Raw genomic sequence first — 13,126 nt, forward strand, 5'->3', positions numbered from 1 at the left:
AAGTTCAGGGCAGATCGCGGCGGAACACCCAGCTGAGCTCATTGGAGGCCGCCGCATCGAAGGCATAGCCGGCGCTGTCGAAGTGCTTGAGCTGTTCCGGTTGGCTGACCTGATGCAGCGCGGCCCAGCGCGCCATCATGCCGCGCGCGCGCTTGGCGTAGAAGCTGATGATTTTGTACTGACCGTTCTTGCGGTCCTGGAATACCGGGGTGATCAGGCTGGCGTTGAGCTTGGCCGGCTTCACCGCCTTGAAGTACTCCTCCGAGGCCAGGTTCACCAGCACCGGGTCTTTTCTTTGCTCCAGCACCGCGTTCAGCGCGTGAGTCACGGTGTCGCCCCAGAACTCATACAGGTTTTTGCCGCGAGGCGTGCTCAGCCGGGTGCCCATCTCCAGCCGGTAGGGCTGCATCAGGTCCAGCGGCCGCAGCGTGCCGTAGAGGCCGGACAAGATGCGCAAATGGCTTTGCAAATAGCTCAACTGGCCCGGCTCCAGGCTGGCGGCGTTCAGGCCTTCGTAGACATCGCCCTTGAACGCCAGCACCGCCTGCTTGGCGTTGGCCGGGCTGAACGGCGCTTGCCAGTCATGGTAGCGGCCCACGTTCAACTGTGCCAGCGCGTCGCTGATGCTCATCAGCTTGCCGATTTCCAGCGGGCTCTTGGCGCGCAGCGTCTGGATCAGCTCGGCGCTGTGAGCCAGAAAATCCGGTTGAGTGTATTGATCAGTGGCGGCGGGGGTGTCGAAGTCCAGCGTCTTGGCTGGCGAGATGACCATCAGCATGAGGCGAATCCTTATTGAGCAAGCTCCATTGTACTGGACTGAGCCCGGCTTGGCCCGCCTCGTGACCAGCGGCGGGCTTGGCCCTAGAATGCAAGTCTGGATTTGAATTCATTTTTCCGGCAAGGAGACGGCATGAGGGTATTGGTGCAAAGGGTGCGGCAGGCATCGGTCACGGTGGAGGGGGCAGTGCGCGGCGAGATCGGCGCGGGCTTGCTGTTGCTGGTGGGCGTGGGAGAAGCGGACGGGCCGGAGGATATCGTCTGGTTGACGCGCAAGCTCAGCCAACTGCGTATTTTCAATGACGAGGCCGGGGTGATGAACCGTTCGGTGCTGGATTGCGGCGGCGAGGTGCTGGCGGTCAGCCAGTTCACCCTGTTCGCCAGCACCAAGAAGGGGAACCGGCCGTCGTACTCGCGGGCCGCGCGGCCGGAGCAGTCCAAACCGCTGTTCGATCAATTCGTCGCCGCGATGGCGCAAACCCTGGGCAAGCCAGTGCCAACCGGGGTGTTCGGCGCCGATATGCAGGTGGCGCTGGTCAATGACGGCCCGGTGACAATCTGGCTGGACAGCAAGTCCATGGAGTAGACGCGGATGAATGCGAGCCGGCTGACATCGTGGCGGATATTGCTGACGCCTTATTACCTGAACCTGTACGCGCGGCAGGCGCATGTGCTGCGCGTGGCCGCGGCGTTCTGGGTCGGACTGGCGCTGAACCTGTTGTTCACCATCCCGCACGGCAGCTGGATGCTGGTGACCATTCTGATCGTACTGGGCAGTGTGCCGCATTGGGGCGGAGTGAGGCGCAAGGCCTTGCAGCGCATGGGCGGCTCCTTGCTGGGGGCGGCCGCGGGCCTGGTGGCGATGGCCCTGTATCGCCATTCGCCGTTGTCCTGCTATGCATGGATGACGGCGCTGGTGATGCTCAGCGCCTGGTTCGCATTGGGCAAGGGCGAATACCTGGCCTTGCTGGTGGGCCTGACCATGGTGATCGTGGCCGGCCTGGGCAATGAACCGGTGGAAGCGGCGCTGTGGCGCGGCTTCAATGTGCTGGCCGGTTCGTTGCTGGGGCTGGCCGCCGCCGGCCTGTTTCCGCTGCGGGCAATAGACAGCTGGCGTTTCCTGCTGGCGGACAATCTGCGCGAAGCGGCGGCGCTGTACAGCAAGATCGCGCGGCGCCGCGAGGTGGACGCCGGCGTGGCGCTGGAACGCTTCAACGGCAGGCTGATACGCATGCGCGCGCTGGTGGCGGCTGCGGTGCAGGAATCCGGCCTGCCGGCCGCGCGTTTCGACGCGATCCAACGGCGCCAGCGCTCCTTGTGCAGCTTGCTGGACCGGATGGGCGAGGTGGCGCAGGCCACGCCGGCGCTCAGCGATGGCGCGGAACAGCGCCGCGACATCGTCCGGGTCTTGATGCGGGCGGCGCATGGCATGCGCTTTAATCAGCCGGCGCTGCTGGCGGAGCCGCTGGACGCGGCGCTGAGTCCGCTGGCGCTGGACAAGCCATCGTATTGCCATTGGCTGGCGGCGGAGTTCAACCTCGCCAGCGAGCATCTGCGCGCGGATCTGGCGGAACTGCTGCCCCTGCTGATGCAAGTGCCGCCGCCCAGCCGTGGCATTTTGCTGCTGGTTTGGCACTGGCTGAGCAGCGCCAGCCAGGGGCGCAGCCGCTAGCGGCGGACAAGAAAAAAGCCAGGGCGAGCCCTGGCTTTTTCTGTGTGCCGATGCGTTTATAGGCCCTGGATGCGCACTTTCTGCCCCGGTTGCAAGCGGGTCAGCTGGCGGGAGTCGTTCCAGCGCTGGATATCGTTGTGGTTGACGCCGAAGCGGCGGGCGATGCTGAACAGCGTGTCGCCGCGCTGCACCACGTATTCCGCCGGCACGCTGCCGGTGGCGCGTTGGCTGGTCTGCAGGCCGCTGACCTTCAGCAAGGCGTCCTGCTGCGCGTTGGCGCGGCTGTTGTCGGCCAGCAGCGTTACGCTGACGCCTTTGTCTATGGGCTTGTTGATGTTGAGCACCTGGCCCACTTTGACGATGTTGGAGTCCATGCCGTTGACGGTTTTCAAGTCGTCCAGGCCAATATCGAAGCGGCGGGCGATGCTGTACAGCGTATCGCCGGCGGTCACGGTGTAGTTGCCGTCGGCATCGGCGCTGATTGCGGCCGGGGCCGCGGCCACGGTTTCCGCCGGCTTGATGTCCTGACGCGGCGCGGCGGCCGGAGCCGGGCTGGCCAGGGCCACCTGCACGGGTTTGGCTTCGGCGGGTTGGACGCTGGGCACCGGTATCGCTTTCGGGCTGTCCGCCTGCGCCAGCAGGGTGGCGCCGTTGCCGCTCTCAGGCAGCGAGGTATCGGTGGCGTCCAGCGGGCGGATGTCGCGCTGGTCCTTGCTCATCGCCACCAACACGGGCTGGCCGGCTTTCAGCGAGCCGCTGGACAGATTGTTGGCGGCCAGCAGCTGGCCCGCGCTCATGCCGTGCTCGCTGGCGATCTGGCTGGCGCTGGTGTCGGCCGGCGGGGTGTAAACCTCCCAGGTCAGCAGCGGCTTGTCCCACTTGGCCAGATTGGCCTCGAACTTGTCGGCCTTGGCCGCCGGGATCAGCATCTGCCGGCCGTTCTTGTGCGCGTACACCGGCAGATTGAACGCCGGGTTCAGCTCCTTGAATTCATTGATGGACATGCCGGCCAGTTTGGCGGCGATGTCGATATTCATATGCTTGCCGGTGGATACTGTGACGAAATAGGGCTTGTTGGGGAATTTGTCCAGGCGCACGCCGAACTTGGCCGGATCATTGAGAATATTGCGTACCGCCAGCAACTTGGGCGCGTAGTTGCGCGTCTCGTTGGGCATGCGGATATTCTCGTAAGTCACTTCCTGCCCGCTGGCCTGCAGGCGGGCGATGGCGCGGGAAACATTGCCTTCGCCCCAGTTATAGGCGGCCAGCGCGATATTCCAGTCGCCGAATTGCGCGTACAGGTTTTCCAGATAATCCAGCGCGGCGCGGGTGGCTTCGGTCACATCGCGGCGACCGTCGTACCACCAGGTTTGCTCCAGGCCATACTGGCGGCCGGTGGCCGGCATGAACTGCCACAGGCCGGCGGCGCCGACATGGGACTTGGCGGTGGGCACGAAGGCGCTTTCCACCAGTGGCAGCAGAGCCAGTTCGGTGGGCATGCCGCGGCGCTCCACCTCGTTCATGATGTGAAACAGATATTTTCTGCTGCGGTCCAGCGTGCGGCGGAAATATTCCGGCTTGCTGGCATAAAAGCGTTCCTGGCGCCGCACGATGTCGGCATTCACTTCCGGCAGTTGGAAACCTTCGCGAGCGCGTTCCCAAACATTATCGCCATTGCGTAGCAGGCTGGAGTTCAGCAGCATCATGTCCAGGCCCGCGGCCAGGCCCTCGTCCACGCCGACGGATTGGCGAAACGCCCCATTCTCCGCATGCGCGGCAGAGGCAAACACAACAGCAAATGACAACGATAGTGCCAATGGGGTGAAGCGATTCATTTGGCGGGCCCGGAATTCTGATTTCGGCTGATGCTAAACAGCCAACATAGGGGTGTCAACCAAAAAGCCAAATTAATTCATGCGCTTTGCTGACATATAGGCCATGCAGACTGTCATGTGCCAGTTATTTTTTACAGTGGCGATCACGATTCAGCTTATTGTCATGGTTTTAAAAGCGGTTTTTCCATTCCCGCAGCGCAGCAAACACCTCGACAACGTCATGCAGCGGCTGCCCGCTCCAATGCGCCGCGGCTTGCCGCACCGCCGGCGCGTCCGCGCGCAGGAACGGGTTGCTGGCGCGTTCCAGGCTCATGGTGGACGGCAGCGTGGGCAGATTCTGCTCGCGCAGTTTCTGGTCCCGGCTCATGCGGATGGCCAGCACCGGGTTGCCGGGGTCCACCGTCAGCGCGAAGTGCAGATTGGACAAGGTGTATTCATGCGCCGGATACACCTTGGTGGCGTCCGGCAGCGCGGCCAGCTTGCTCAGCGAATCGTGCATCTGCCGCGGCGTGCCTTCGAATAGCCGGCCACAGCCGGCGCCGAACAGGGTGTCGCCGCAGAACAGCGCGCCGGCTATCAGGTAGGCCAGATGGTTCAGCGTGTGCCCCGGAACCTCCAGCACCGTGGCCGTGCCGAAGGAAAGCTCGACGCTGGCGCCCTCCATCACCGGATGGTTGACGGCGGCGATGTCGGCCGGACCGTAGACCGCGGCCTGCGGCCAGCGTGTCAGCAGCTCGGCCACGCCGCCGATGTGGTCGGCATGATGGTGAGTAATCAGGATGGCTTCCAGCTGCAGGCCTTCGCGCTGCAGGAAGGCGATGGCCGGCGCGGCTTCGCCCGGGTCAACCACGACAGCGTGGCCGCCATGATGTAAAACCCAGATATAATTGTCACTGAAGGCCCCTACCGGGCTGACGGTGAATTTGGCTGGCATAAGGCTTCTCTTGATGAAGAATTCGTTTAGCGACTGGCTGACCTCCAGCGAATTGGGTCGCTATCTGCTGGAGCGCGAGCAGGCTTATTTCGACCGCGCCGTCGCCGACGTGTTCGGATTCCACGCGGTGCAGCTGGGTTTGCCGGAAGTGGATTTCCTGCGCGCCAACCGCATCCCATGGCAGTGCCGCGTCGCCGCCTCCGGGCCGGCGCACATCGCCTGCAATCCCGAGCAACTGCCGTTTGAAAGCCGCAGCCTGGACCTGCTGGTGATGCCGCATGTGCTGGATTTTACCACCGTGCCGCACCAGGTACTGCGTGAAGCCGAGCGCGTGTTGATGCCGGAAGGGCGTTTGATCCTCACCGGCTTCAATCCGGTATCGCTATGGGGCGTGCGCAGGCTGATCCAGGGCCGCGCCGCGGTGCCGTGGAGCGGCCATTTCCTGTCGCTGGTGCGCATCAAGGACTGGCTGACACTGCTGGAGCTGGAGCCCGCCGCCGGCGGCTTCATGGCTTACGCGCCGCCGTTTTCCCGTTGCGACTGGGTGCAGCGCTTCGGTTTCATGGAGCGCGCCGGCGATCGCTGGTGGCCGCTGGCCGCCGGGGTGTACGGCATCGAGGCCGTCAAGCGTCAGCGCGGCATGCGGCTGATTCTGCCCAGTTGGAAACAGGCCAAGGCCAAGGCCGGCCTGGCGGTGGCCGCCGGCAATGAGCGCCATCACAGCCATCGCGGCTACGACACAACAGACCAAGCGGGGCAGGAACCCCGTCAATAACGAGACAGCATGACGACAGAAGACAAAGTAGAGATGTATACCGACGGCGCCTGCAAGGGCAATCCGGGGCCGGGCGGCTGGGGCGCGCTATTGCGCTTCAAGGGCAAGGAAAAGGAATTGTGCGGCGGCGAGGCCAATACCACCAATAACCGCATGGAACTGCTGGCGGTGATCAAGGGCCTGGCCACCTTGAACCGGCCGTGTAAAGTGGTGGTGTATACCGACTCCCAATACGTGCAAAAAGGCATTTCCGAATGGATACACGGCTGGAAGGCGCGCGGCTGGAAAACCGCGGCCAAGGAGCCAGTGAAAAACGCCGATCTGTGGCAGCAGCTGGACGCGGAACGCAACCGCCATCTGCATGTGGAATGGCGCTGGGTCAAAGGCCACGCCGGCCATGAATACAATGAAAGGGCGGACCAACTAGCCAACCGCGGCGTAGAGCTGGCTTGATCCTGCGGCGGCGAAGCCTGGCGCCGCAGGCCTGGTTTGCGTGTTGCGGAACCGGGCCGGTGCACCGGGTTTTTTAACCTTTTTTTAGATTGTTATCGGCTTTTTCCGCTCTCCATTAACCTGAGTCCGCCAATGAGAACGCTTAATTACTTTGGCAAACTTAACTCATTAATTTATGGAGAACAAAACATGAAGCCATTCCTTCTTGCGGTCGCCGGCGCGCTGACCATGTGCAGCGTTCAGGCCATGGCCGCCGAGACTTATACTCTGGATTTGATTAACAATAACACTCGCTGTGACCTCGAGTATAAGTTGCCAAGCAACCCGGATAAGAAAAAAGTCGCCCCAGGCGGCAAGGCCAATCTGGTCATCTCTGATGATCAAGTGGTGATTTATCCGGCCACCACGTTCGGCGGTAACTGTTATCTCGATCAAACCCTGGAGTTAACAATGACAGGGCAGGGCTCCGCTGAACTACTCAGCTCCAACTGGACTGGCGCAGGCAGGCCCGTGGTGATCAAGGGCAATCTTGGCGTTGCCTCCTTTATTTTCGACAAAACCGTGAAGGGGGGGCACAGCAGCGCGATTGGGGTGATCAATCGCAGCTTCAATAACCTGGATGGCAATACGCGCGTGATCAAGATTGAGGCCAACGACCCCGCGGCTAGCTGACGGCGCGTCCTCTATTCGTCGCCCTTGGCGGGAAACCCCGCGGGCTTGAGCGGCGGAAGAGCAAAATAAAATCCGGCCCGGACGCGGCGCGTTAGCGCAGCGGTCCGGGCCGCTTCGATATTGGGCTGCGGGAGTGGATTTATGGGCTTAAGGCTGAAGCCGGACCTAATATTCAAGAGGCGGTGGGCCGTGCCCGGCACCTCAAAGGACATCATGAAAACGCATCACATCATAGTGGCGGACGACCACCCGATGGTGGTCAATGGCTTGATTCATATTTTAAGGGATAAGGCCGGGCTGGAGATCTCCGCGACGGCCTCCAGCACCGACGAATTGTTCGCCGCGCTGGAATCCAAGCCCTGCGACATTCTGGTTTGCGATTTCTCCATGCCTTCGGGCGAACTCAGCGACGGGGTGCTGATGTTCAGCCGCATCCGCCGCCAGTTTCCCGGCCTTGGCATCGTGATTCTGACCATGGTGGATCAACTGTCGGCGATACGGGCCTTGCTGGACCTGGGCATCCATTGCATCGTCAGCAAGCGGGATGCCGAGGAGCACCTGTCCCGAGCGCTGCTCTGTGCAATGCAGGCGCGCAAGTTCTTTTCCCCGGCGATGGCCGAGATCGTCGACAAGATCGAACTGGAGCGCCGCACCGCCGGCAAGCAGGAGTTGACCACGCGCGAGGCGGAAGTGGTGCGCTTGTTCGCTGCCGGCATGACCGTTACGGAAATCGCCGCCAAACTGAAACGCAGTAAAAAAACCATCAGCACCCAGAAAATGAGCGCCATGCGGAAAATGGGCGTGCAGCGGGATTCGGACTTGGTGATGCAGTTTCTGGGCCTGATGGACGCGCGCGAGTCATCCACTTGAAATCAAAATCCAAAGCCGCCGCCGGAGGCCGCGCCAATGCGCTGCGCGCGTTTTTTGCCGAGGTGGCCTACCAACTGCCGCGCAGTCAGGAACTGCATGGGCTGCAGCGGGTGATGAGAGCGGTTTTTCTTTTGGCCGGCATCGTGATCTCCATTGCGTTGCTGATTATTTCCGGCCTGGTGGTGCACGGTGTATTCAAGGATGAACTGGACGATATCGTCAAAAATTTTAGTCTGGTGAACAAAGCGCTGGACAATGATATGGCCAACTACAATATCAATAACTTTTACTTGGCCGAAAAGTATCAGCAAGCCTGGGAAAAGCGCGAACACGCGCCGGCGCCCATGGTGCGGCAATTCCTCGCCAACAAGGGCTATCTGGAATTGCACCAGCGCGGCGACCCTTTCCTGACCTTTGCCTTGGGCGATCCGACGGCCTTGAGCACAGACACCTTGAGCCATTATCTGGAACTGAGCCGGCAAGTGGCCAGACAACTGGCGCAAGAAACCTTCCAGTTCCAGATCATCGGCATCAACTACACCTTTCCGGCCAAAGGCGCTTATCTGCTGATTGATTTCAATCGCAAGATCGAACTGCCTCAAGCGGTGGGCGCGCCGGTTGCGCCCTTGCTTGCCCGTCTGACCCAGGGCCTGCCGGATTTCCAGTCCGAGCACATGGCGGCGTATATCCGCCAGCACCCCAAAAAACCGTGGATAGATATCTTCGTCGATCCGCTCACCGGGCGGCCGGCCATCCGGCTGACCAAGGTGGTGCAGGCCCATGGCCGGCCGGTGATTTTTTGGGTGAAGAGCCTGGACATCAAGATCCTGCAACAATTAAGCCCCTACCTGGGCAAGTACTCGGCGGAGCTGTTCATCGACAATCGCGGCAAGCTCATTTACGGCTCGCTGGACGCGAGCCCGGCCATCGCCGCCTTTGCCCGCCAGGCGGCGCAAACGCAAAGCAAGGAAGCGGTCAGCGTCAGCTATCACGCCGGGAATATCTTCATCGTCGAGCACCTGCCGTTCCTGGGCTGGAGCCATGTGCAAGTGGTGTCCTGGAAAAGCTTCGCCCATAGCAGCTGGCGGCTGGCGGCCCTCACCGTGGCGCTGCTGGCGCTGGCCTTGCTGTTTCTGTGGCTGAGCCTGTGGCTGCTGGAACGCCAACTGATCGCGCCGGCTTTTTCCCGCTCCCAGCGCACCCTGGAGAGCGAGGACCTGAACCGCACCATGGTGCGCACCGCGCCGGCCGGCCTGGCCTTGTACGCCATCGAGGACGCCCGCATCATCCTGCAAAACCGCGTGATGGACGACTGGGAGCGCCAATCCAAGCATGGAGCCACCTTTCAGAGCCTGCTGCGGGCGCAGCCCATCTCGCCTGGCGAGTACGGCAACGATGCGCTGGACCGGCTGATCCAGTTGGAACTCGACGACGGCGCCACGCTGGACTTGCATGTCCACGCGGTGCACAGCAAATACCTGGGCGTAGACGTGCTGCTTTGCCATGTCGTCGACGTCACCGCGATCAAGACCACCGAGCGCAAGCTGGACGAAGCGCGCAAGAAGGCGGAAGAGGCCAACCGGGCCAAATCCCAGTTCCTGGCGGTGATGAGCCATGAAATCCGCACCCCGCTCAATGCGGTGCTGAGCAGCCTGGAACTGCTGGCGCGCTCGCCGCTGGCGGCGGCGCAGCGGCAAAGGCTGCGCGTGGCGGAAAACTCCTCGCAGGCGCTGCGCGAAATCGTCAACGACATCCTGGACCTGTCCAAGGTGGAAGCCGGCCAGATGACGCTGGAGCGCATCCCCTTCAACCTGCGGACACTCAGCCAGGAGGTGGCGCAGGGCATGGCGCCGCTGGCGCAGGCCAAGGGCCTGGCCTTCACCGCGGTGATCGACGAGGACCTGGCGCCGGCCTATCTGGGCGATCCGGCGCGCATCCGCCAAATCATGTTCAATCTGTTGAGCAATGCCATCAAATTCACCGATCGTGGCGAAGTCATCTTCGAAGTCTACCCCCAGCAAGAAGAAGCGGCGGATTCTCCCATCGTGATCGGCGTCATCGATAGCGGCATCGGCATCGCCGAAGAGGATCAGGGGAAAATATTCGCCGAATTCACCCAGGCCGATACCTCGATTTCACGGCGCTTCGGCGGCACCGGCCTGGGCCTGTCGCTATGCAAAAAGTTGAGCGAGCTGATGCAGGGCAGCCTGGAATTCAGCTCGGAACTGGGGCTGGGCAGCGCTTTCAGCGTGACGCTGCCCTTGCCGGCATGCGAGCAGGTGGCGCAGGCCGTGGCAGCGCCGCGGGACGCCGAGCCGCCCGCCGGTGGCGAACGGCACGGCCGCATCCTGGTGGTGGACGACTACCAAGTGAACGGCGAACTGATCCGGGACCAACTGATCGAACTGGGCTACGATGCCGACGTGGCGAACAGCGGCGCCGACGCGCTGCGCCTGGCCGGCCAGCGCCGCTACCAACTGATCGCCACCGATCTCAATATGCCCGGCATGGACGGCTACGCGCTGGCGCGCGCCTTGCGGGAACACGCGGTGGCCGCGCCCATCATCGCCATCACCGCCCATGCCGGCGAAGAAGAAAACCGGAACTGCGCCGAGGCGGGAATCAGCGGCATCCTGCTCAAGCCGGTGTCCCTGGCCATGCTGGACCAGGCGATGCGCGCGCATCTGCCCGCGGCGCGTCCGCCGGCGGAGACTAGCGACAGCGGCGCGCGCCCGGCCTTGACCGCCGAGCGCTTGCAACTGCTGCTGGACAGCCTGGAATCATCGCTGCACAGCCTGGACGCGGCCGCCCAGGCGCGGGATGAGCGGGGGATGCAAGATCAACTGCATGCGATAAAAGGCGTATTCGCGATGCTGCGTATCGATCCGGTGGTGCAAATGTGCCAAACTCTCGAAGATTTTGCGCGGACCGGCGCCGCCGACGCCGTCGCGCAGCAATTGAGCGGCCTGCGGCAACTGGCGCACCGGCAACTGCGGGAGCAGGGCTTGTGGCGGCAGGCGTAGCGCGGCAAGACGCGGGCGCGGTAATGTAAAAACGATTCAGGATGCAGGACAGAAGTGTATGAGCAATAGCAGTGACGCTAAAGAAATGAGTGGATCGCGCAGCGACGGCGTGCCGCGCTATGTGATTCTGGATACCGAAACCACCGGTCTCGAACACGCCCAGGGCCATCGCATCATCGAATTCGCCGGCCTGGAGATGATCAACCGCAAGCTCACCGGCAAGCACCTGCATCTCTACATCCACCCGGAGCGCGAGATCGACCCGGACGCCCAGCGCGTGCACGGCATCTCGCTGGAATTCCTGGAAGGCAAGCCCAAGTTCCGCGAAGTGGCCGAACAAATGGCCGACTTCCTGCGCGGCGCGGAACTGATCATCCACAACGCGCCGTTTGACGTCGGCTTCCTCAACGCCGAATTCGACAGAGTGGGCCTGCCGCCGATCAACAAGCTGTGCGCCAATGTGATCGACACCCTGCGCGAAGCGCGCGACCAGTTCCCCGGCAAGCGCAACAGCCTGGACGCCTTGTGCGACCGCTTCGAGATCGACCGCTCCAACCGCACGCTGCACGGCGCGCTGGTGGACTGCGAACTGCTGTCCGAAGTGTATCTGTGGATGACCCGCGGCCAGGAAAGCCTGGTGATGGACATCGACATGGACCTGCCCGGCGGCCAGGACGGCTCGATGAACTTCGAGCGCAAGCCGCTGCTGGTCAAGCGCGCCAGCGAACAAGAACAGGCCGACCACCAAAGCTATCTGAACGAACTGGACAAATCGGTCAAAGGCACTTGCTTGTGGCGCAGCCTGGAAGCGCCGGCCGGAGACGGCGCGTGAGCCGTTACCTGGCGCTGGTGCCGGCCGCCGGCCACGGCAGCCGCTTCGGCGCGCCCAGCCCCAAGCAATACCTGCAACTGAATGGCAAGCCGTTGATGTGGCACACGCTGCGGGCGCTGGCGGCGGTGGCCGCCATCGACACCGTCGCGGTGGTGATCTCGCCCAACGACGAATGGTTCGACGACTTCGACTGGGACCTGCCCAAGCTGCAAGTGCTGCGCGTGGGCGGCGCCAGCCGCGCCGAAAGCGTGCGCAACGGCCTGGACGCGCTGGACTGCGCCGCCGACGACTGGGTGCTGGTGCACGACGCCGCGCGCTGCTGCCTGTCCGCGGACGCGGTGGAACGGCTGCTGGCCGAAGTGGGCGACGACCCGGTGGGCGGCCTGCTGGCGCTGCCGGTGCCGGACACCGTCAAGCGCGCCGACGCCGAACGACGCGTGGCGGTCACCGTCTCGCGCGCCGACCTGTGGCTGGCGCAGACCCCGCAGATGTTCCGCCACGGCCCGCTGCGGCAGGCGCTGCAAGGCGCGGGCCTGGACGCCATCACCGACGAAGCCTCCGCGATAGAACGCAGCGGCGGCAAGCCGCTGCTGGTGGAAGGCGATGCCCAGAACTTTAAAGTGACCTACCCGCGCGACCTGGCCCTGGCGCGCGCGGTGCTGGCGGCAAGAAAGGATTGAGATGTTTCGAATCGGACAAGGTTACGACGTGCACCGCCTGGTGGAAGGGCGGCCGCTGATTCTCGGCGGCGTCGTCATTCCCCACGACAAAGGCCTGCTCGGCCACTCCGACGCCGACGCGCTGCTGCACGCCGTCACCGACGCGCTGCTGGGCGCGGCCGCGCTGGGCGACATCGGCCGCCACTTCCCGGACACCGCCGCCGAATTCAGGGGCGCCGACAGCCGCGCGCTGCTGCGCGAAGCCGCCAAGCGCGTGCGCGCCGCCGGCTGGCGGCCGCTGAACGTGGACAGCACCCTGATCGCGCAGCAGCCCAAGCTCGCGCCGCACATCGACGCGATGCGCGCGGTGATCGCCGCCGACCTCGGCCTGGACCTCGGCGCGGTCAACGTCAAGGGCAAGACCAATGAAACCCTGGGCTACCTGGGGCGCGGCGAAGCGATAGAAGCGCAAGCCGTCTGCCTGCTGGTGCCAGTGTAAGAACCTGTTCAAAGTCTGCTGCGCGTCGTGGAGCGTTACACGGTGAGTGCGCCTTCGAAATGCTCATGTACCACGAGTACATTCCGCTTTCTCAGCCGCAACGCCTTGTCTCGCAGACCTTGAGC

13 protein-coding genes are annotated in these 13,126 nt (G+C 63.2%); 10 read left to right on the forward strand and 3 right to left on the reverse strand.

All coding sequences use genetic code 11. The annotated features are described in order from the left end of the window. Positions 1-4: 4 nt before the first annotated feature. Positions 5-778 (reverse strand): peroxide stress protein YaaA, encoded by a 774-nt coding sequence (gene yaaA / locus ACE3QM_RS15250; protein ID WP_374423042.1) that lies wholly within the window; start codon positions 776-778, stop codon positions 5-7. Between the two features lie 132 nt (positions 779-910). On the opposite strand from yaaA, the gene dtd reads away from it, so the two are divergent. Both dtd and ACE3QM_RS15260 read left to right on the forward strand, forming a co-directional pair. Next, positions 911-1,363: a D-aminoacyl-tRNA deacylase gene (gene dtd / locus ACE3QM_RS15255; RefSeq protein WP_374423044.1), complete on the forward strand. Its 453-nt coding sequence runs from the start codon at positions 911-913 to the stop codon at positions 1,361-1,363. 6 nt (positions 1,364-1,369) lie between these two features. After that, the gene (locus tag ACE3QM_RS15260; RefSeq protein ID WP_374423046.1) at positions 1,370-2,449 is read left to right on the forward strand and encodes an FUSC family protein; all 1,080 of its coding nucleotides are present in this window, start codon (positions 1,370-1,372) and stop codon (positions 2,447-2,449) included. Positions 2,450-2,505: 56 nt separating this feature from the next. Here ACE3QM_RS15260 and ACE3QM_RS15265 read toward each other — a convergent pair whose 3' ends face one another. Next, positions 2,506-4,254 carry a LysM peptidoglycan-binding domain-containing protein gene (locus ACE3QM_RS15265; RefSeq protein ID WP_374423048.1) on the reverse strand — a complete coding sequence of 583 codons (1,749 nt, stop codon included), beginning with the start codon at positions 4,252-4,254 and terminating at the stop codon, positions 2,506-2,508. A gap of 199 nt (positions 4,255-4,453) precedes the next feature. Further along, a complete protein-coding gene (gloB, locus tag ACE3QM_RS15270; protein ID WP_374423050.1) occupies positions 4,454-5,218 on the reverse strand; it encodes a hydroxyacylglutathione hydrolase in 765 nt (254 codons plus the stop codon). Positions 5,219-5,231: 13 nt separating this feature from the next. Between gloB and ACE3QM_RS15275 the strand changes: the two genes are divergently transcribed. From ACE3QM_RS15275 to ispF, 8 genes are all read left to right on the forward strand, one after another. Then, complete coding sequence (locus ACE3QM_RS15275) at positions 5,232-5,993, forward strand: class I SAM-dependent methyltransferase (protein ID WP_231461212.1); 762 nt, start codon at positions 5,232-5,234, stop codon at positions 5,991-5,993. 9 nt (positions 5,994-6,002) lie between these two features. After that, entirely contained in the window at positions 6,003-6,446 is a 444-nt protein-coding gene (rnhA, locus tag ACE3QM_RS15280) for a ribonuclease HI (RefSeq protein ID WP_231461213.1), read from the forward strand. 189 nt (positions 6,447-6,635) lie between these two features. Next, positions 6,636-7,118, forward strand: coding sequence for a hypothetical protein (locus ACE3QM_RS15285; protein WP_231461214.1), 483 nt, complete (start codon positions 6,636-6,638; stop codon positions 7,116-7,118). Positions 7,119-7,331: 213 nt separating this feature from the next. Beyond that, positions 7,332-7,988, forward strand: coding sequence for a response regulator transcription factor (locus ACE3QM_RS15290; RefSeq protein ID WP_048409901.1), 657 nt, complete (start codon positions 7,332-7,334; stop codon positions 7,986-7,988). Continuing rightward, a complete protein-coding gene (locus tag ACE3QM_RS15295) occupies positions 7,985-11,011 on the forward strand; it encodes an ATP-binding protein (RefSeq protein ID WP_374423054.1) in 3,027 nt (1,008 codons plus the stop codon). Before ACE3QM_RS15290 ends, ACE3QM_RS15295 begins: the two co-directional genes overlap by 4 nt. Positions 11,012-11,069: 58 nt before the next feature. Further along, complete coding sequence (gene dnaQ, locus ACE3QM_RS15300; protein ID WP_369799206.1) at positions 11,070-11,843, forward strand: DNA polymerase III subunit epsilon; 774 nt, start codon at positions 11,070-11,072, stop codon at positions 11,841-11,843. Then, positions 11,840-12,523, forward strand: a complete 684-nt coding sequence (gene ispD / locus ACE3QM_RS15305; protein WP_048409899.1) for a 2-C-methyl-D-erythritol 4-phosphate cytidylyltransferase — start codon at positions 11,840-11,842, stop codon at positions 12,521-12,523. The genes dnaQ and ispD overlap by 4 nt, the downstream gene beginning before the upstream one ends. Next, complete coding sequence (ispF, locus tag ACE3QM_RS15310; protein ID WP_304413459.1) at positions 12,519-13,001, forward strand: 2-C-methyl-D-erythritol 2,4-cyclodiphosphate synthase; 483 nt, start codon at positions 12,519-12,521, stop codon at positions 12,999-13,001. The genes ispD and ispF overlap by 5 nt, the downstream gene beginning before the upstream one ends. Positions 13,002-13,126: the final 125 nt, after the last annotated feature.

The organism is Chromobacterium sp., assembly GCF_041912965.1.
GTDB lineage: Bacteria > Pseudomonadota > Gammaproteobacteria > Burkholderiales > Chromobacteriaceae > Chromobacterium > Chromobacterium aquaticum.

What these genes read in the sequence shown, in the direction of transcription:
- dnaQ (WP_369799206.1), top strand. Translation starts at nt 11,070, where the DNA reads ATGAGCAATAGCAGTGACGCTAAAGAAATGAGTGGATCGCGCAGCGAC.
- ACE3QM_RS15260 (WP_374423046.1), top strand. Translation starts at nt 1,370, where the DNA reads ATGAATGCGAGCCGGCTGACATCGTGGCGGATATTGCTGACGCCTTAT.
- gloB (WP_374423050.1), bottom strand. Translation starts at nt 5,218, where the DNA reads ATGCCAGCCAAATTCACCGTCAGCCCGGTAGGGGCCTTCAGTGACAAT.
- rnhA (WP_231461213.1), top strand. Translation starts at nt 6,003, where the DNA reads ATGACGACAGAAGACAAAGTAGAGATGTATACCGACGGCGCCTGCAAG.
- ACE3QM_RS15275 (WP_231461212.1), top strand. Translation starts at nt 5,232, where the DNA reads ATGAAGAATTCGTTTAGCGACTGGCTGACCTCCAGCGAATTGGGTCGC.
- ACE3QM_RS15290 (WP_048409901.1), top strand. Translation starts at nt 7,332, where the DNA reads ATGAAAACGCATCACATCATAGTGGCGGACGACCACCCGATGGTGGTC.
- dtd (WP_374423044.1), top strand. Translation starts at nt 911, where the DNA reads ATGAGGGTATTGGTGCAAAGGGTGCGGCAGGCATCGGTCACGGTGGAG.
- ACE3QM_RS15285 (WP_231461214.1), top strand. Translation starts at nt 6,636, where the DNA reads ATGAAGCCATTCCTTCTTGCGGTCGCCGGCGCGCTGACCATGTGCAGC.
- yaaA (WP_374423042.1), bottom strand. Translation starts at nt 778, where the DNA reads ATGCTGATGGTCATCTCGCCAGCCAAGACGCTGGACTTCGACACCCCC.